Origin of the sequence: Stenotrophomonas sp. 2694, assembly GCF_040548715.1 — a bacterium.
Lineage (GTDB): Bacteria > Pseudomonadota > Gammaproteobacteria > Xanthomonadales > Xanthomonadaceae > Stenotrophomonas > Stenotrophomonas indicatrix.
Genome location: NZ_JBEPSG010000001.1, coordinates 205207 through 222401, shown reverse-complemented (window position 1 = coordinate 222401; position 17195 = coordinate 205207). Strand labels below are relative to the sequence as shown.

The 17195-nt window shown below is 67.8% G+C and carries 18 protein-coding genes; 4 read left to right on the top strand and 14 right to left on the bottom strand.

The features are described 5' to 3' along the window. Positions 1-71 precede the first annotated feature (71 nt). The 14 genes from ABIA73_RS01045 to ABIA73_RS00980 form a co-directional block, all read right to left on the bottom strand. Positions 72-1265, bottom strand: a complete 1194-nt coding sequence (locus tag ABIA73_RS01045) for a substrate-binding domain-containing protein (protein ID WP_025874374.1) — start codon at positions 1263-1265, stop codon at positions 72-74. A gap of 255 nt (positions 1266-1520) precedes the next feature. After that, positions 1521-2720: a type II secretion system inner membrane protein GspF gene (gene gspF, locus ABIA73_RS01040; protein WP_354275264.1), complete on the bottom strand. Its 1200-nt coding sequence runs from the start codon at positions 2718-2720 to the stop codon at positions 1521-1523. Positions 2721-2727: 7 nt separating this feature from the next. Next, positions 2728-4164, bottom strand: coding sequence for a type II secretion system ATPase GspE (gspE, locus tag ABIA73_RS01035; RefSeq protein WP_425507118.1), 1437 nt, complete (start codon positions 4162-4164; stop codon positions 2728-2730). A gap of 2 nt (positions 4165-4166) precedes the next feature. Then, a complete protein-coding gene (gspD, locus tag ABIA73_RS01030) occupies positions 4167-6542 on the bottom strand; it encodes a type II secretion system secretin GspD (protein WP_354275263.1) in 2376 nt (791 codons plus the stop codon). Further along, on the bottom strand, positions 6539-7066 hold the full coding sequence (locus ABIA73_RS01025; protein WP_301908908.1) for a type II secretion system protein M: 528 nt from the start codon (positions 7064-7066) through the stop codon (positions 6539-6541). Before ABIA73_RS01025 ends, gspD begins: the two co-directional genes overlap by 4 nt. After that, positions 7063-8229, bottom strand: a complete 1167-nt coding sequence (gspL, locus tag ABIA73_RS01020) for a type II secretion system protein GspL (RefSeq protein ID WP_354275262.1) — start codon at positions 8227-8229, stop codon at positions 7063-7065. The genes ABIA73_RS01025 and gspL overlap by 4 nt, the downstream gene beginning before the upstream one ends. After that, positions 8226-9086, bottom strand: coding sequence for a type II secretion system minor pseudopilin GspK (gspK, locus tag ABIA73_RS01015; RefSeq protein WP_354275398.1), 861 nt, complete (start codon positions 9084-9086; stop codon positions 8226-8228). The genes gspL and gspK overlap by 4 nt, the downstream gene beginning before the upstream one ends. A gap of 54 nt (positions 9087-9140) precedes the next feature. Continuing rightward, a complete protein-coding gene (gene gspG, locus ABIA73_RS01010; protein WP_033831258.1) occupies positions 9141-9578 on the bottom strand; it encodes a type II secretion system major pseudopilin GspG in 438 nt (145 codons plus the stop codon). Positions 9579-9635: 57 nt separating this feature from the next. Then, complete coding sequence (locus ABIA73_RS01005; protein WP_354275261.1) at positions 9636-10220, bottom strand: hypothetical protein; 585 nt, start codon at positions 10218-10220, stop codon at positions 9636-9638. A 119-nt stretch (positions 10221-10339) separates the two neighbouring features. Next, complete coding sequence (locus ABIA73_RS01000) at positions 10340-10891, bottom strand: hypothetical protein (RefSeq protein ID WP_059064332.1); 552 nt, start codon at positions 10889-10891, stop codon at positions 10340-10342. A gap of 53 nt (positions 10892-10944) precedes the next feature. Further along, entirely contained in the window at positions 10945-11925 is a 981-nt protein-coding gene (locus tag ABIA73_RS00995; protein WP_025874364.1) for a FecR family protein, read from the bottom strand. 69 nt (positions 11926-11994) lie between these two features. Further along, entirely contained in the window at positions 11995-12525 is a 531-nt protein-coding gene (locus ABIA73_RS00990) for an RNA polymerase sigma factor (RefSeq protein ID WP_025874363.1), read from the bottom strand. Between the two features lie 16 nt (positions 12526-12541). Continuing rightward, positions 12542-13222 carry a TonB-dependent receptor gene (locus ABIA73_RS00985; protein WP_317850715.1) on the bottom strand — a complete coding sequence of 227 codons (681 nt, stop codon included), beginning with the start codon at positions 13220-13222 and terminating at the stop codon, positions 12542-12544. A gap of 148 nt (positions 13223-13370) precedes the next feature. Continuing rightward, positions 13371-13835, bottom strand: a complete 465-nt coding sequence (locus ABIA73_RS00980; RefSeq protein ID WP_025874361.1) for an Lrp/AsnC family transcriptional regulator — start codon at positions 13833-13835, stop codon at positions 13371-13373. Between the two features lie 124 nt (positions 13836-13959). On the opposite strand from ABIA73_RS00980, the gene ABIA73_RS00975 reads away from it, so the two are divergent. The 4 genes from ABIA73_RS00975 to ABIA73_RS00960 all read left to right on the top strand — a co-directional run bounded on the left by ABIA73_RS00975 (position 13960) and on the right by ABIA73_RS00960 (position 17117). After that, complete coding sequence (locus tag ABIA73_RS00975; RefSeq protein ID WP_354275260.1) at positions 13960-14694, top strand: AzlC family ABC transporter permease; 735 nt, start codon at positions 13960-13962, stop codon at positions 14692-14694. Then, complete coding sequence (locus ABIA73_RS00970; RefSeq protein WP_033831264.1) at positions 14691-15005, top strand: AzlD family protein; 315 nt, start codon at positions 14691-14693, stop codon at positions 15003-15005. The genes ABIA73_RS00975 and ABIA73_RS00970 overlap by 4 nt, the downstream gene beginning before the upstream one ends. Before the next feature lie 151 nt (positions 15006-15156). After that, a complete protein-coding gene (locus ABIA73_RS00965; RefSeq protein ID WP_005409905.1) occupies positions 15157-15585 on the top strand; it encodes a PAS domain-containing protein in 429 nt (142 codons plus the stop codon). Further along, positions 15582-17117: a diflavin oxidoreductase gene (locus ABIA73_RS00960; RefSeq protein WP_354275259.1), complete on the top strand. Its 1536-nt coding sequence runs from the start codon at positions 15582-15584 to the stop codon at positions 17115-17117. The genes ABIA73_RS00965 and ABIA73_RS00960 overlap by 4 nt, the downstream gene beginning before the upstream one ends. Positions 17118-17195 lie beyond the last annotated feature (78 nt).

The window sequence follows — 17195 nt, the reverse complement described above, 5'->3', positions numbered from 1 at the left end:
GGTGCCACCACGAAGGAAAGCGCCGGCATTTCGGCCGGCGCTTCGATCAGCAGGTGTTGCCTTGCAGACAGTTACAGCGGACGGCCGATGCTGGCGCAGGTGCTCGGGTTGTTCACGGCGCCAGCATTGCTGGCAGTCGCGAAGCGGGCACGGACCGCATCACGCCAGGCCTTGGTCAGCGGGATGAACTTGTGCGCGCGGATCGCGGCATCGTTCGGGCCCTGCTCGACGCCGGCGACCACGACACTGCCGTAATGGCGGGTCAGGAAGCCACGGACGTTGGCGCCGACAGTGGCGTTCTTGTAGCACTGGCCGAACACGAAGTTGGTGTAGCCAGCGATCGGGTAGCCCGCGCTCGGGTTGCCAAACACCGGCACCCAGTTGGCGGGATTTTCAGCAGCGGCGCCGGTCGGCGGCGCAGCGGTTTCCAGGGTCGCCTGCACGCTCACTTCATCCGGCGAGAAGGACTTGACCTTGGCCACCTTGGTGGCATCGGTCAGGCTCGGGATGACGTCCGGGCCAACGTAGCCGATGCGGCCGTCAACGGCGTACACCGCGTTGTACAGCGAGGTGCCACCGGTGGCCGGCGCGGCGATGAAGTTCGACGGCACGGTGGTGAACAGGTTGGCGAAGGTCGACTGCACCGAGAACGCCGGCACGCCGTTGGTCAGCTTCAGGGTGGTGCCGGAGACGTCCGCCGGCTGGCAGGCGCTGGTCAGGAAGCGGGCCAGCAGCTCGCTGGTACCGCTGCTCTCGCCACGGTAGACAACCTGCAGGGCACCGGTACGGCCCGAACCAGCCAGCTGGCTCCAGTCATTGATCTTGCCGGAGAAGATGCCGCAGATCTGGGTAACCGACAGATCAACCGCCGAACCAGCCTTGTTGAACGGGATGGTGACCGAGGTGGCGACCGACGGGATCTGCACCAGCGCGCCGAAGCGGTTGGCATCGCCAGCCACGTTGTAGGTGCTGTTGTAGGTGCTCAGCTCGGTGCTGCTCAGCACCGAATCGCTGCCGGCGAAATGCACGGTACCGGTGGTCGAGAACAGCGCCGAGTTGTTTTCCAGGAAGGCCTTCTTGCCGGTGCCCGAACCGGTCACGGCGTAGCTGAAGTTGGCCGGCAGGATGCTGTCGGCCTGGCCCTTGTAGAGGTCGGCCGGCAGCGAAGCACCGCCGCCGGTGACAGCGGTCTGGGCCGACGCGGCACCAGCAGTGGCGAGCAGCGCGGTAGCAACCAGCGCGGCCAGGGTCTTGTACTTGGTCATGATCTTCTCCTGAAGGGTTTACTGCGAAGGTGAAACACCAAGGGAGGAACGGTCACTACACGCCTGCTGCCGCCGAGGGCCTCCCAGCCCACTCTGCGGCGACAGGGACATGCTGGTCGCCGCCGATGACAGGCCGCTTAAGAAACCTGTGGAAGATCGAGAAAAGGTGTGGAGGATTGTGTGGAGAATCGAAAGCCTGCCGCGCTGCGCGCTCGCCGGGCATGGCCCGTCGCTACCCGTGATGCGCTTCGCGCATCACTGCACCAGCTGGTTCATTTCCATGATCGGCATCAGCACGGCCAGCACGATGGTCAGCACCACGCCCCCCATCACCAGGATCATCGTGGGCTCCAGCAATGCAGTGAGTGCCATCGCGCGGCGTTCAATCTCGCGCGAGATGGTTTGTGCAGCGCGGTCGAGCAACGATGCCAATGAACCGGTCTTCTCGCCACTGGCCACCAGATGCACCAGGATCGGCGGATACACTTTCTGCACCTTCAGCGCAGCGCCAAGCGAAGTACCTTCGCGCACGCGTGCGGCCACATCATCGGCACAGCGCGCCAGCAGCGCGTTGCCCAGTGTCTGTCGTGCGGCGTCCAGTGCGCGCAGCAAGGGCACACCGGCATCAAGCAGGATCGCCAGTGTCGATGCGAAGCGTGCGCTGTTCACGCCCAGCACGAAGCGCCCCACCATCGGTACGCGCAGCAGCAGGGTGTCCCAGCGCAGGCGAAGATCCGGCCGCCGCAGTGCCAGCCGCCAGCCCACCACCAGCGCGCCGATGCCCAATCCCGTCCATATGCCCCATGCGCGTACGAACGCACTGGCCGCCAGCATCACCTGGGTCAGCATCGGCAACGTCTGCCGCGCCTGCACGAACGCAGTCACTACCTGGGGAACCACGTAGCTGAGCAGGAAGATCACGATCGCCACCGACACCAGGCTGATCGCCGCCGGGTAGATGAATGCCGTCAGCACCTTGGCCTGCAGTGCATTGCGTTCTTCGATGTAGTCGGCCAGGCGCTCCATCACCCGCGCCAGATCGCCGGAATCTTCGCCCGCGCCCACCAGGGCACGATAGATCGCGGGAAAGTCGCGCGGCCGTGCCGCCAGCGCCACGGTCAACCGTTGGCCGGCGCGCACATCGGCACGCACCGCAGTGAGTGCCTGTGCAACGTGCGAGCGTTCGGCCTGTTCGATCACCGCGCTCAACGCGCTTTCCAGCGGCAGGCTGGCGGCCAGCAGGCTGGCAAGTTGCCGCGTGGCCCAGGCCAGTTCGCTGGCCGATAGTCTGCGCGTGCCCCAGCCACTGCCGGAATTTCGTGCGGCTGATACCTGTACCGGTGTCAGCCCACGCCCGCGCAGTTGCTGGCGCACGCCGCGCGCGCTGTCCGCGTCCAGCTGCCCCTTCTCGATGCGCCCCTGTGCGTTGGCGGCCTGGTAGTCGAACAGTGCCATGCGCGCCTCAGTCGTCGCCGGTCACGCGCAGGATCTCCTCCAGCGTAGTCACCCCGCTGTCGACCCAGCGCTGCCCGTCCTGGCGCAGGGTGCGCATGCCGGCACGTCGCGCTGCCTCACGCAGCGCGGGCTCGCCCTGCCCTTCATGGATCAGTGCCCGCACACGCTCATCCACCACGAACAGTTCGTGGATACCGGTGCGCCCGCGGTAGCCGCTGTTCGCACAGGCGGGGCAGCCTACGGCCCGCCACACGGTGCGGCCCTCGGCATCCACTTCGGCACGCCGGCACTGCAGGCACAGCCTGCGCACCAGCCGCTGCGCCAGCACGCCACGCAACGATGAGGCCAGCAGGAAAGGTTCCACGCCCATGTCCGCCAGTCGGGTCACCGCCGAAATCGCATCGTTGGTATGCAGCGATGCCAGCACGCCGTGACCGGTCAGCGACGACTGCACCGCGATCTGCGCCGTTTCCAGGTCACGGATCTCGCCGATCATGATGGTGTCCGGATCCTGGCGCAGGATCGCGCGCAATGCGGTGCCGAAACTCATGCCGATGCGCGCGTTGACCTGGATCTGGCCGATACCGGCAAAGTCGTACTCCACCGGGTCTTCCACCGTGAGGATGTTGCTTGTGCTGCTGTCGAGCTGCCCCAGTGCCGCATACAGCGATGTGGTCTTGCCACTGCCGGTGGGCCCAGTCACCAGCACGATGCCATGCGGCTGGCGGATCAACCCGGTGAAGGTGGCCAGCGTATCGTCGGCCATGCCGAGGCGTTGCAGCTGCAACCGCCCGGCATCCTTTTCCAGCAGGCGCAGCACCGCCCGTTCGCCGTGCCCGGTGGGCACGGTGGAGACGCGGATATCCAGCGGCCGGCCACCCACGCGGATCGCGATGCGGCCGTCCTGCGGCAGGCGCTTCTCGGCGATATCCAGGTGGGCCATGATCTTGATGCGCGAGACCAGCGCCGCGTGCAACGCACGTCGTGGCTGCACCATGTCACGCAGGGTGCCATCGACGCGGTAGCGCACCACCGAATGGGTTTCGAAAGGTTCGATGTGCAGATCGCTTGCACCGTCACGCGCGGCCTGTGCCAGCAGGGCGTTGATCATGCGGATCACCGGCGCGTCGTCCTGTGCATCCAGCAGATCGGTCACTTCGGGCATGTCCTGCATCAGCCGGTCGAGATCGACTTCACTTTCGGCCGCGCCGACCAGTGCAGCGGCATCGCCACCGTCACGATACTGCTCGCCCAACCGCTGCTGCCAGGCCGCCGCATCCAGCACCTGGAACGGCAGCGGCCCGTGCCGGCGGCGCAGTTCGGCCACCGCCCAGGCGGCGGTCTCGGCAGTTCCCAGCAGAACCGGCGCGCCGCCTGCTTCAGCCAGCATCACGCCGTGGCTGCGCACCCAGGCATACGGCAGCGCTGGCGGCGGCGTGGCCATGCTCATGGGCCGATGACCAGTTCCGGGGTGTAGCCCAGCCCGCGCAGCTGCTGCAGCGCCGGGTCCAGCGTGGCCGGGTCGCGTGCCACCCGCACCCGCAGTCGCTGTCCGGTTTCGCCCGGCGTGGTTTCGGCATAGGCCTGCAGGCCAAGCGCGCGCACCTGTGCCACGGCCTGCATGGTACGCGCTGCATCCAGCCCCTGCGCGAACTGCACCACCTGCACATTGCCCTCGCTGGCCGGATACAACGCCGCAAGGCTGCCGTTCTGCAGCGGCTGGCCCTGGCCATCACGTGCATTGCCCTGGCCCAGCACCGACAGGTCCTGCGGCGGCAGCTGCGGCGCCGACAGCGCCGGCAATGCCCAGCTCTGTACCGGCTGCGTGCCGGCCTGTGCATTGCGCATGTAGTCGTAGCGGTCGCGGGTCAGGCGCTGGCCGGCAGCCGGGTCACGCACCACGTGCGGGCGCAGGAACACCATCAGGTTGGTCTTGGCCCGCTTGCGCGTATCGCTGCGGAACAGCGCGCCCAGCACCGGGATCTTCCCCAGCCCCGGCACGGCATCGCGGCCATGACTGACGCTGTCTTCCAGCAGGCCGCCCAGCACCATGATCTGGCCGTCATCGAGCAGCACGCTGGTGTCCAGCGCCCGCTTGTTGGTGATGATGCCGGCGCTGCCCGAGCTCTGCGCATCGATGCTGCTGACTTCCTGGTAGATGTCCAGCTTCACCGTGCCGCCCTCGGAAATCTGCGGGCGCACCCGCAGCTTCAGGCCCACGTCCTCGCGTTCGATGGTCTGGAACGGGTTGTTGCTGCCACCACCGCCATCGGTCACATAGCGGCCACTGACGAAGGGCACGGTCTGCCCGACCATGATGCTGGCCGCCTCGTTGTCCAGCGTCATCAGGTTCGGCGTGGAGAGGATGTTGGCGCCGCCTTTGCTCTGCAGGGCATTGGCCAGCGCCTTCATGTTGAGGATCTGGCCGACGCCGGGCAGGTTGATCGTGCCGTCGATCACGCCGATGTTCAGCCCGTCCTTCGGCAGCACGTCGAGCGTGGTGCGCGCGGTGGTGTTCAGCCCACTACCACCGGTGGTGCCGCCGAAATGGGTGCCACCGAAGGTGCGGCCGTTGCCCAGCATCCATTGCACGCCCAGCTCGGCGGCGTCGGTCTGGTTGACCTCCACGATCAGGCTCTCCACCAGCACCTGCGCCCGACGCTGGTCCAGCTGGTCGATCACCCGCCGCAGGTTGCGGTACACCGGCTCCGGGGCAGAGATCAGCAAGGTGTTGGTGGCGATGTCGGCCTGCACCGAAATGCCGTTCTGGCTGAAGCCGGTGCTGCCGGCATCGGTCGGTTCGCGACGGCCGGGATCAAGCCGCGGCGATTCCAGCGCATTGTCTTTGTTCTTGCCCTGTGCAGGCTGCGGCGGCGGGCTGGCATTGCGGCTGGTCTCGCCCGGCAATGCAGTGATGCCGTCGCTGCTGCCCATTGCCGGCGCATCGCTCTGCCCTGCCACCACGCCCCGCAGCACCCCGGCCAGCTGGGTGGCCTGGGCGTTGCGCAGGTACACCACATGCAGGTTGCCGGACTCGTCCTGGGCCTTGTCCAGCTTCTCCACCAGCTGCCGCGCCAAGCGCGTGCGGCCCGGGCTGCTGGAACGCAGCAGCACGCTGTTGCTGCGCGGGTCGGCCATCACCACCACCTTCTGCGCCGGCTCCGCGCCCTGCGCATCCAGCAGCGGTGCGACCATCGCCGCCACGTCCACGGCAATGCCCTGCTGCAGCTTCACCACGTCGGTGTCCATGCCGGCCGGTGTATCCACGCTGGCGATGACCCGCGCGATGCGCTCCAGGTTGTCGGCGTAGTCGGTGATGACCAGCGTGTTGTTGCCGGGGTTGGCGGTGATCGGATTGTCCGCGGTGATCATCGGCCGCAGCACCGCCACCAGCGCCGCGGCACTCTCGTAGCGCAGGGAAAACGTGCGCGTGGCTATTTCGCCGCCCGCGCCACCGGCACCAACGCGGCCGCCCAGCAGCTTGGCATCGGCCTGCGGCACCACCCGGCTGACACCCCCGCTTTCAACCACGGCAAAACCGCGCATGCGCAATGCACCCAGCAGCAGCTGGTAAGCCTGCACACGGCTGACCGGCCCATCGGAGACCACGGTCATCTTGCCGCTCACCCGGGGGTCGACCAGGAACTGGCGGCCGGTGAAGCGTGCCGCCATGCGCAGCACCCCACCGATATCGGTGTCCACCAGGTTCAGCTGCACCGGTTCGCCATTGGCGTCCTGCGCCTGCACCGGCGCCGGAAGATGGGCCAGGCCCACCACCAGTGCCAATGCCGCGCTGCAGCCCAGGCTGCGCATCGCCTTCATGGATGGCCACCGCCCTGGGCGGCCATCACGATGTTTCCGGAAATCCGTGCCGCCGGCATGTTCGCGTCCCCTGTCCGTTGCAGTTGCAGTTGCTGCAGTTCGATGGCCGGGTCGGCCAGCAGAGGCAGCAGCCAGTTCCAGAGCGCATCGGCGGGCACACTGCGTACCTGCAGGTGCCAGCGCCCGTCGCGCGTTTCGATATGCAGGCTGCCCGCCAGGCCGGCAGCGGTGATCTGTTGGCGCAGGCCTGCAAGTGTCGGCCGCCGGCCTTGCGCCTGTTGCTGTTGTTCACGGGCGCGCAGCAGCGGTGCAAGTGCTGCCGCCTGCGCCTGCAGCCGTGGAAGCTCAGCCTGCCAATGGCTGCGCTGCTTAAGCAGCGGCTGCAGCCAGCCCAGCCACAGTGCGGCCGCCGCTATCGCCACAGCCATCAACAGCAGCATCGCGCGCTCGCGCGCCGCCAGCCGCTGCCAACGCTGCGACAGTCCGCGCACGAAGCCCGCCGGCCGTAGTTCCGCTGTGGTCACGGCGCAGTCCCGCTGCTGATCCGCAAGCGGCCACCGGCTTCGTGCGCAAGCTGCAGCCCCTGTGCCTGCATCGCCTGCTGCCAGCGCTCCAGCCGTTGCGCGTCCTCGGCCAACACCTGCGCGTCAGCGTCCAGTTCCAATTCCATCTGGCCCGGTTGATAGCGCAGGCTGCGAACCTGGCCAGCCAACTCGGGGATGGCCTGCAGCACGCCGGCAACCTGCTGCTGCACGGCGGGAAGTGCCCGTGGCGCTGCCGGCGCCGCCAGTGCCCGCCGCGCCTGCACCACCGGATCGACCACATCGTGGATCTCGGGGAAGTGCGTGCTGAACTGCCGCGCCAAGTCATGCTGCAGGGCTTCACCCTCGCTGTGCCAGCGCGACACCTGCAGTTGCAGGCCCAGCGCAACCAGCACTGCCGCCGCCAGCGCAAGACCGATAGCCAGGCGTGGCGCACCTGCACGCGAGGCCGGCAACGGCAGTGACCAGCCAGGCAGCGGACCGCTGCACTGCACCGCCTGCGTCAGCACGCTGGCCGGCAGACGCTCGGCCCAAGCGGGCGGCACGGCATCGATCCACTGCACTGCCTGCACCCCGGCCTGCTGCAAGCGCACGGCCAGCACCTGCATCACCGAGGCCAGGTCACGCCCACCGCACCACTGCACGAAGCCACGATCACGGCCACAGCGGACCAGTACCTGCTCACCACACAGCTGCAGGGTGGCCTGGCCGACCGCCCACGGCAGCACCAAGGGCGTTGGGTGCAGCGCCTGCAACTGCAGCCCGCACTCGTGCAACTGCTGCTGTACGCGCGCAATCGCCTCCAGGCCAAGCCACGCCACCGCCACCGTGCCATCGGCCGCCTGGGTGCCATGGCCCAGCGCCACCTCCTGCAGATCATCCAGCAGCATCGCTTCCACTTCACCCTGCAGGGCCGCCTGCAGGCGTCGCCCGGGCAGCGGCGGCAGCTGCAGCTCAAGCAGGATCAGGTCCTGCGGATCAAGGCTCGCATGCACCCTCGCCTGCGGAAAGCGCTGGCCCAGCGTCGACAGAGGGTCGCTGCCCGTGGCCAGCACGCGGTCCTTGTGCAGCTGCGCCCACTCCACCGCGCTGTCCCCATCCAATCGTTCCAGCGCCGGCAGGCGCACTCTCAGCTGCAGGCTCATGCACCGATCCTTGTCCATACCCGTTGCACACGCACGCTGTCGTCACGGTACTCGCGCCAGATCAATGCGCGGAAATCCACCGATGCGCCGTCTGCCTGTACCTGGCCTACCGCCAGGAACCACTCGCTGTGGATACCCAGCGGCATCAGCGCCATCTGTTCGTTGCTCAGCTGCAGCCGGTTGGCGATGTCACCGCGGTTGAGCAGCCAGTGGCCACGATCACGCTCGCCCAGCAGCGCCTGCAGGCGCCCGGCTTCCACCCCGGGTGCAACCGCCTGCAGTACGGCGATATCACCTGTATTGGCGTTGACCAGGGTCTGCGCTGGCAGCACCACCGTACGCCGCGCCAGTGCCTGTATCGCCACCGGATCGGCGCCTGCCAGAACCTGTTCAATCAGCGACTCACGCGGCAACGGTGCCCGCGCCTGCCGATCACCATCGCGCAGGCGCGACTGGACCTGCGTTGCGGCGCTGGCACAGGCCGCGCGGGGCAGCCCCTGCCCCACACACAGCGAAGTGAACGCACGCAGTGCCTCTGCGGCAGGCTGGCCGTCAGCCAGCAGCGTGCGCAGGTTGAACCTCGACTGCGCGTCCACCAGCTGCAGGTGCACCGGCAGCGGCGCCTGCAGCTGCACCGGCCGCGCCCAGCGCCCGTTGCCAACGGTAGTCAACTGCTCGCGCGCGTCGTCACGCAACTGCTGCGCCGCGCGTTCCAGCGTGACGTCCACTGCCATGCGTACCTGCATGCGCAGCTGGTCGCTGCGTACCGCACGCAGCTGTGCGGCCTGCCGGGTCAGCAGCGCAGTGGCGATCACCGCCACCAGTGCCACCACCAGCATCGCCACGATCACCGCCATGCCCTGCTGGCGGGTAAACGCACCTGGAATGTTCCGGCGTGCCATTGTCCGGCCTCACAACTGCCAGGAACCGATGTCCGCGTTGCCGGCCTCACCGCCGGGCTTGCTGTCGGCCCCCAGCGAGAACACGTCGATATCGCCGTGCGTGCCGGGGTTCTGGTACTGGTAGGGGTGCCCCCACGGGTCATCCGGCAGGCGGTCGAGGTACGGCGTGACCGGCATCGCGCCGCTGCCCTGCGGCGGTTTCAGCAGCGCCTGCAGCCCCTGCCCGGCACTGGGGTAACGCCCATTGTCCAGCCGGTACAGCTTCATGGCCTGCATCAGTGCGGCGATGTCCTGGCGTGCCGCCACCACGCGGGCCTGGTCGGGGCGATCCATCAGCCGGGGCACGATCAGTGCAGCCAGAATGCCGATGATGACCACCACCACCATGATCTCGATCAGGCTGAAGCCCTGCTGCCGAGCCCTGCGACCACCCATCTGCATTGCCATTGTTCCGCCCTCATCATCCTGGAAGAGACCGCCGCCCCATGGTCAGCGGCGCATGTGTCAGTACGATAAACATCCTGCGGAAATCGGCCGTTCCTGCAGCCGATCACCCACACGGCGCGCATTCCCCACGCAGGCAGCGTCCAGCAGCGACGACGGAACGCGCGCAAGCGTTTCCTCCACGCAGCGCTGCAGCAGTGGCGCGGCACACGCCTGCAGCAGGCGCATGCACTGCAGGGGCGACCAGGCCATGCCATGATCGAAGCCGATGAATTGCCGGTACACCTGGTGATAGCGAAGATCGTCGTGCAGGCGCTGCACGCTGCCAGGGGCGCACAGCGCGATCAGCAGCACCGCACGTTGCACCATGCGCATCTCCGCGCTCTCCTGCGCAAGCGTGGCCAAGGCGGCTTCAGGCCACGGCTGCAGGCATGCGTCCAGCGCCTGCCGCAGCAGCATCAACGGATGGCCGCTGACATCCAGCGCTGACCACCTTGCCGCATCGGCCCAGGCATCGCTGGACAGCATCCACACCCACGGCTGCCCATAGCGCTGCACATTCACTGGGGCGTGCCGCGCCTGCTCCAGCGACTGGCTCAGGTGGCGGTCCAGCTCCAGCATGCTGATCCTGCGACTGTCGTTCATCGGCGTCGCCTGCGCTCCGCGACGCGGGAGCGTCGTACTCTGCAGAAGACGTCAGCAAGGCAGCCGAAGCGACAGCACGAATGCGATGTTGAGCAGTGCGTGGCAGCATCGCGGGAATGTCACCGCAACGTCATCCGCCTGCAGGCTTGCAGGTCCAGGCGCGGCGCCTCTCCGCCACACCGCCGGGCCAGCACGGCAACGTCGCTGCGCTGCGCGAATGCCGCCAGCGCGTGCATCGCGTCCGCGTCATCCAGCAGCGCCGCCGTCGTCGCCTGCAGCAGTGGCAGCTGCCATCCCTCCATCTGTGCATCGCTGGCGGCCACGAACCAGTGCCACAACCGGTGGTAGCGCACGTGATCGTGAAGTGCCGCCAGACCCTCGATGCCGTGCATGGCCATCAGCAACAAGGCACGTGCCAGTGCAGCAGCAGGCAGCATTCCCGATTCCGAAAGTGGCAGCGCCTGCCGCTGCAACCGCAGCAGCATCGCCAACGGATGGTCCTGTGGCTCGAACTCCAGCAGCACCGCCTGCTGCCGCCACTGCGGGTCGGACACCACGCATACCCACGGCGCGCCATAGCGGTGCACCATCAGCGGCCGCCGCTGGGTGGTTTCCAGCAGCGCCGACAGATTGCGGCGCAGATCCAACACACCGATGGTCTCGTTGCGCATCCTTGGCCTCTCCATGCATGCAGCGGGCGTGCGCGTCGCGCGCAGCCAGGGTCTTACCCCAAGACGGCAATTCCACCGGGAAAGCGACGCAGGCCGAGTGACAGCGTCTGCCCGAGCTGCTCCAGTGCGGCATCCGGATCATCAATGCGGAAGCGACCACTGACCGGCGCCCGCGCCAATGCGGATTCGCCCAGCAGCACCTTGCCGCGCCGGTAGCGGTTGATCTCGGCCACCACCTCACGCAGTGGCGCGCGGCGGAACACCAGCATGCCTTCGGTCCACGCGCTGACTTCGGCCGCCACGGCTTCGGCCACCACGCCACTGAGGCGCTCGTCATACACCGTCTGCTGGCCGGCCTGCAGCTGCAGGCGACCTTGCGGATGCTCGATGCGCACGCTGCCGCGCAGGCAGGTCACGCGCACCTGGCCATCGGTATTGCGCACATCCAGGCGTGCTGCGCCCTCGTCGGCCACCAGGCAACCCGGCCCGGCGAACAGCGCCAGGCGCGCTCCCGCAGCGGCCTCGATCGCCGCCTGTCCCTGCACCAGCTCGAAGCCTTCACCCTGGGCATCACTGCGCCGGCGCAGGCTGCTCTGCGTATCCAGTTCGATCTTCAGGTGCGGCGTCGGCGCAATCTGCAGCCGCTCGCCGGTACCGGTATGGAAATCGGCGGTCATCGCCGTCACCGAAGGCCACAGGCCCAGTGGCGGGTGCAGCGCAGCCACCACGGCCAGGCTCGCAGGTGCCGCCACGGCCGCACCCAGGAATGCGCGCCGGCTCCAGCGTTGTGCCGGGGTTGCAGGCTGCGGCTGGCGCGCAGCGGCAGGCAGCTGCTCACCGGCCAGGCGTACCTGTTCCCATTGCCGTTTCGCGCGCGCAAAGGCGTGCCGATGGCCGGGATCGGCCTCGCACCATTGGCGGAATTTCCTGGCATCGGCCGCAGTGGCTTCGCCCGAGGTCAACCGTACCACCCACGCGTGGGCCTGGCGCTCCACGGCGTCGAGCGGGCGGTGCGGTTGGTCGTCAGCGTCCATGAGGGCTCTTGCCGTCCCCGCACGCTGCGGGGTTCTGCTCGGCGTCAAAGTGTAGACGGATGCCGTGCCTCAGAACCGCACCTGCCGTCCCTGCCCGCTGCGTTCGGCCAGGTAATCCTGTGCGGCTTTCAGCTCACGCTGCACCAGCCGCAACGACACGCCCAGGTGCTCGGCCACATCGCGCTGCTGCAGGCCGTCCACGCGGATCGCCAGCAGTATCCGGCGGCGGCGCTCGGGCATCCGCTGCAGCAGCCCGACCATGTCTTCCAGCGCCATCTCCTGCTCGGCCGCCTGTGCCGGCCCCGGGCCGGGATCGGCCATGTCCATCAACGTATCCACTTCTTCCAGGCTCAGCAGGCGATGGTCGGCGCGCTGGCGGTCGATCACGGTGTTCATCGCCATGCGCAGCAGGTACGCCGCGGGGTTCTGTACCGGGTCCAGGCGATCGCGGCGCGTGCTCAGGCGCATCCAGGTGTCCTGCAGCGCGTCGCCGGCCAGCTCTTCCGAGCCCAGCTTGCGCACCAGGCGGCGCTTCAGTTCGTCGTACGCGCCCAGCAGATGGTCCATCAGGTCTACCGCCCCAGCCGTGCTGTTGCTCATGTTCGATTCCTTGACGTCATGGTTGGGGCGGGCGCCGGCCACAGTCGTGGCCCGCGCTGGAAGGACGAATCTGCAGGGTCACCGGCTGCGGCAGCGCGGCAGCATCGGTGTCCAGCCGCAGCGCCTGCATCGCCTGCAGAAGACGCGCATCGCGGCGGGGGCTGCCGCTGCCGGCAAGCAGTTCGGGTTCCTGCACCTGGCCGTCGTTGGCAATGCGGAAGCGCAGCGTCGCCGCATAGGCGCCCGGTGCAAGGTCAGGGTCGCCACAGAACGCAGTGCGCAGCCGCTGCTGCAGGTCGCCGAAGCGGCGACGCTGCCCGAGGTCGTTGGCCACACCGGTCGCAGAGGCCTCGGCAGCGGCGCGTGCGGCGCGGCGCAGGACCACGCGCTGCGCGCCGATCAGCTCGGCCTCGACACCCGTATCCTGCAGCACCACCTGCAGCGCCTGCAGTGGCGGCAGGCTGGCTTGCAGCGGATGGCTGCTGCGGCCCGTGCCGAGGTCGCCGGGATACATCACCGACCAGCCGCTGACGACGCTGAAGCGCTCGACCGCCTGTTCCAGCGGCTGCGCGGGAATGTCATAGGCGCGGATGTCGTCCTGTGCGGCGGCAGCGAAGGCGAACAGCAACCCGGCGGCGGCCGCCACCCTCCAACGTCTGATCGCATGCTGTCCATTCAGCCCCCTGACGTAGAACACATGACCCTCGGCAGCGACATCAGCTGCAGCGGCGAAGCGCGGTGCGACCAGGCGGGTCGACCTGCGCACGGCCGGCAAGCGGGTCAAACCGTAGCGGCGTCACGTGTCATTGCGATGACGGCGGCGCGCAGGGGACGCGCCGGGCCGTTCAGACCGGCAGTTCAGTGGTCTGTTTGATCCGCTGCATGGGGATTTCGGTCTTGGTGTTCTGCACCCCGGCGATCCGGTTGAGGTGCTGTATCTGGAACTGCCGGTACGCATCAAGGTCGGCCACCGCCACCCGCAGCAGGAAGTCGCAGTCGCCCGCCATCAGATGGCATTCAAGCACTTCCGGGAAGGACTTGATGCTGTTGATGAAGTGGTTGGTGGTGTCTTCGTCCTGGCCACGCAGCCACACGCGGACGAACACCGTGAACCCACGCCCGATCCTCGCCGCGTTGAGCAGGGCCACGTAGCGATCGATGTAGCCGCCCTCTTCCAGCAGGCGGACCCGGCGCAGGCAGGCGGACGGCGACAGCCCCACCTGTCGCGAAAGCTCCAGGTTCTGCAGGCGACCATCGCGCTGCAGGGCGTCGAGGATGCGGCGATCCAGGTTATCGAGCTGGTACTGCATGAAATTTCACCCATCAGGCTGATGGCCGCATGATATTCTACATTCCGTCGACTCAATGGCATCAACGCAACCCGATTGCGTGATCGGACCGTTAGCATGGGCCACCCCCACCCGTTGTTGATCCATGGACGCCCGAACCACCCTGCCCCTGCCTGATACCGCGTGCGACACCGCACCGCGCGCCGAATTCCTGCGCGGCCTGCGCGCCGCCGTGCCGGTGATGATCGGCTTCATTCCTTTCGCCCTGGTGCTCGGTGCCCAGGCCGCCCAGAAGGGCCTGTCGGCGCTGGAAGTGCCGCTGATGACCGGCCTCAACTTTGCCGGTGGGTCTGAATTCGCCGCGGTCGAACTGTGGACTTCGCCGCCACACATCGCGCTGATCGTAGCGATCACCGCGCTGGTCAACAGCCGCCACCTGTTGATGGGTGCCAGCCTGGCGCCGTTGCTGCAGCACCTGCCGCGCCGTCGCGTGCTGCCGGCGCTGTTCTTCATGTGCGATGAAAGCTGGGCTCTGGGCGTGGCCGATGCGCGCCGTCGGGCACTGGGCTTCAGCCTGTCCTACTACCTCGGCGTGTCGGCCGGCCTGTACACCGTGTGGGTACTGTGCACCGCGCTGGGCGCGATCGTCGGCCCACTGCTCGGTGACATCCACGCCTATGGCTTCGACATGGCCTTCCCCGCCGTGTTCCTGGTGTTGCTGCGCGGCATGTGGCAAGGCATCCGCGCCGCCCGGCCATGGTTGGTCAGCCTGGTGGTGGCAGCGGGCACCTACCTGCTGGTGCCCGGCGCCTGGTACGTCGCCAGCGGCGCGCTGGCCGGTCTGACCGCTGCGTGGCTGCTGGCCGAGGACGCCGCATGATCTTCAACGGACTGATCCACTGGACCTCGGTGCTGACCATCATCCTGATGGCCGCCGCCACCTATCTCACCCGCATCATCGGTTTCCTCGCGCTGCGCAACCGCACCCTGAGCAAGCGCGCGGTGACGGTGATGGAAGCCGCCCCGGGCTGCGTGCTGATCTCGGTGATCGCCCCGGACTTCGTGGCCGACAAGCCGGCCGATCTGGCTGCACTGGCGATCACGTTGCTTGCGGCCACGCGGCTGTCGATGCTGCCGACGGTGCTGATCGGCGTGGTATCGGCGGGTGTGCTGCGGTATGTGATGGGGTGAGCGCCCACTAGCGCCGCCCCTCCCTGCGACAGCCGGTCGCAGCCCCCTCCGGGCACACGCTTGACCTATATCAATCCGCCCCACGCCACGGGCGCGTATCTCTATGCAGGAACCCAATACGCCGGCGTCACCGGCATCCAAAGGACCCGCGATGAGCTACACCCCCGACAACGCCCAGCTGCTCAACGCCATGCAGAACGTGATGGTGATCTCCACCACCGACCTGCAGGGCAACATCACCTATGCCAACGACCTGTTCTGCACGCTCACCGGGTTCGCGCGCGAGGAACTGATCGGCCAGCCGCACAGCATCGTCCGCCATCCTGACGTACCCAAGGCCGTCTACAAGGACATGTGGGACACCATCAAGGCCGGCAAGACCTGGACCGGCATCGTCCCCAACCTTGGCAAGGGCGGCGTGCTCTACGTGGTCGACACCACCGTGCAGCCACTGTTCGACGCCGATGGCAACATCACCTCGTACATCAGCATCCGCCGCGTGGTGAACGACCTGATGCAGAACTATGACCTTGTCGAGTTCAGCAAGGAAAAGTTCGACGACTTCTACGAGGCTGCGTGAACGCCATCCCCACACGCAGCCCCATCAGCCGGCTGCTGGTGGGTTTCGCCTCCGAGTCGGGCAACGCCCGCGCCCTGGCCCAACGCCTGGGTGCGGACCCGGAACTGCAGCCGCATGGACCGCAGGTCCTGCCGTTCAATGACATCGATGTGGCCGGCCTCGGCCACGGCGATGTGCTGCTGGCCATCTCCAGCTCGTTCGGCGACGGCGAGCCGCCGGCCAATGGCGAGCGCTTCTTCGAGTCGCTGCGACAGGCGCCCGCCCTGCCCGGACTGCGCTACGCGGTGTTCGGCCTGGGGGATACCGGCTACCCCAGCTTCTGCGGTTTCACCAAGGCGCTGGATGCAGCGTTGAGCGATCGTCAGGCGCAGCCACTGCTGCACCGTGTCGACGCCGACCTCGGCTACGAACAGTTCTTCCAGCAGTGGCGGCCGGTGCTGGGCCAGGTACTGGACGGTGATGCGACTGCGGGCCAGGATCTGCGCCTGCAAGTGACGGCCTACGGCGAAGACAACGCGTTCGCCGCCGGCATTGTCGAACGGCGCCGACTGAATCACAGCCCCCCCGCCGCCTGGCACCTGCAGCTGGACATCGCGGGCAGCGGCATGGCCTACCGGGCCGGCGACACCCTGCATCTGGTTGCAGAAAACGATCCTGCGCTGCTGCAGGCCCTGGCCAGCTGGTATGGCGATTCCAGCGCCGTCGACGCGCTGCGCGACCGCGAACTGCGCCTGCTCAGCAAGGGCGTACTGCGCGAACTGGCCAGGCTGGGGGGTAGCGACGTACTGAAAAGCCTGCTGAAGATCAGCCAGAAACGCGAACTGGACGCCTACCTGCATGGCCTGGACCTGCTGGACGTGCTGCAGGACCACGCCACCCCGCAGTCGGTCCCTCTGGCGCGATTGCGCGAGCTGCTCTCACCCTGCCTGCCGCGCGCCTACTCGATTGCCTCGCATCCGCGCGACGACCAGCTGAGCCTGTGCGTGCGCGAAGTGCGCTACACCCTGCGTGGCCGCGAACGCTTCGGCACCGCCACTGGCAGCCTGCTGCACGGCGGCGACACGGCGCGTGTGTACTGCCGCTCCAATCCGGGCTTCCACCTGCCCGAAGGCGGCAACGCACCTCTGCTGCTGGTGGGCACCGGTACCGGCATCGCGCCGCTGATGGGCCTGATGCAGGAACTGCAGGCCACCGGCGACGCACGGGAGGTCCATCTGGTGTTCGGCGAGAAGCATCGCGAGCACGACTTCCTGTACCGCGAGCAGCTGCAGGACTGGCAGGCGCGTGGCGTACTGGCTGGCCTGCACACCGCGTTCTCGCGCGACGCGGCGCAAAAGGTCTATGTGCAGCATGTGCTGAAGCAGCAGGCGACGCAGATGCGGGATGTGCTGGCCCGTGGCGGCCACATCTACCTGTGTGGCAACAAGAGCCACCTGGAAGGTGCGATGCGCGAAGCCATCGACGCGATCGGCGGCGAAGGCCATTGGGATGCCCTGCGCGGTGAGGGCCGCACCCACTGCGAGCTGTATTGAACCGTCCCTACGACGCTGCCGGCCAGCGGCCGGCACTACCCGCGTGGATACACGGCGCGCCAGGCTATGGCCCTGCAC

What these genes read in the sequence shown, in the direction of transcription:
- ABIA73_RS00970 (WP_033831264.1), top strand. Translation starts at nt 14,691, where the DNA reads ATGATCTTCAACGGACTGATCCACTGGACCTCGGTGCTGACCATCATC.
- ABIA73_RS00990 (WP_025874363.1), bottom strand. Translation starts at nt 12,525, where the DNA reads ATGAGCAACAGCACGGCTGGGGCGGTAGACCTGATGGACCATCTGCTG.
- gspF (WP_354275264.1), bottom strand. Translation starts at nt 2,720, where the DNA reads ATGGCACTGTTCGACTACCAGGCCGCCAACGCACAGGGGCGCATCGAG.
- ABIA73_RS00980 (WP_025874361.1), bottom strand. Translation starts at nt 13,835, where the DNA reads ATGCAGTACCAGCTCGATAACCTGGATCGCCGCATCCTCGACGCCCTG.
- ABIA73_RS00975 (WP_354275260.1), top strand. Translation starts at nt 13,960, where the DNA reads ATGGACGCCCGAACCACCCTGCCCCTGCCTGATACCGCGTGCGACACC.
- gspK (WP_354275398.1), bottom strand. Translation starts at nt 9,086, where the DNA reads ATGGCGGTGATCGTGGCGATGCTGGTGGTGGCACTGGTGGCGGTGATC.
- ABIA73_RS01000 (WP_059064332.1), bottom strand. Translation starts at nt 10,891, where the DNA reads ATGCGCAACGAGACCATCGGTGTGTTGGATCTGCGCCGCAATCTGTCG.
- ABIA73_RS00965 (WP_005409905.1), top strand. Translation starts at nt 15,157, where the DNA reads ATGAGCTACACCCCCGACAACGCCCAGCTGCTCAACGCCATGCAGAAC.
- ABIA73_RS00995 (WP_025874364.1), bottom strand. Translation starts at nt 11,925, where the DNA reads ATGGACGCTGACGACCAACCGCACCGCCCGCTCGACGCCGTGGAGCGC.
- ABIA73_RS01045 (WP_025874374.1), bottom strand. Translation starts at nt 1,265, where the DNA reads ATGACCAAGTACAAGACCCTGGCCGCGCTGGTTGCTACCGCGCTGCTC.
- gspD (WP_354275263.1), bottom strand. Translation starts at nt 6,542, where the DNA reads ATGAAGGCGATGCGCAGCCTGGGCTGCAGCGCGGCATTGGCACTGGTG.
- gspL (WP_354275262.1), bottom strand. Translation starts at nt 8,229, where the DNA reads ATGAGCCTGCAGCTGAGAGTGCGCCTGCCGGCGCTGGAACGATTGGAT.
- ABIA73_RS01005 (WP_354275261.1), bottom strand. Translation starts at nt 10,220, where the DNA reads ATGAACGACAGTCGCAGGATCAGCATGCTGGAGCTGGACCGCCACCTG.
- gspE (WP_425507118.1), bottom strand. Translation starts at nt 4,164, where the DNA reads ATGGCCACGCCGCCGCCAGCGCTGCCGTATGCCTGGGTGCGCAGCCAC.
- gspG (WP_033831258.1), bottom strand. Translation starts at nt 9,578, where the DNA reads ATGGCAATGCAGATGGGTGGTCGCAGGGCTCGGCAGCAGGGCTTCAGC.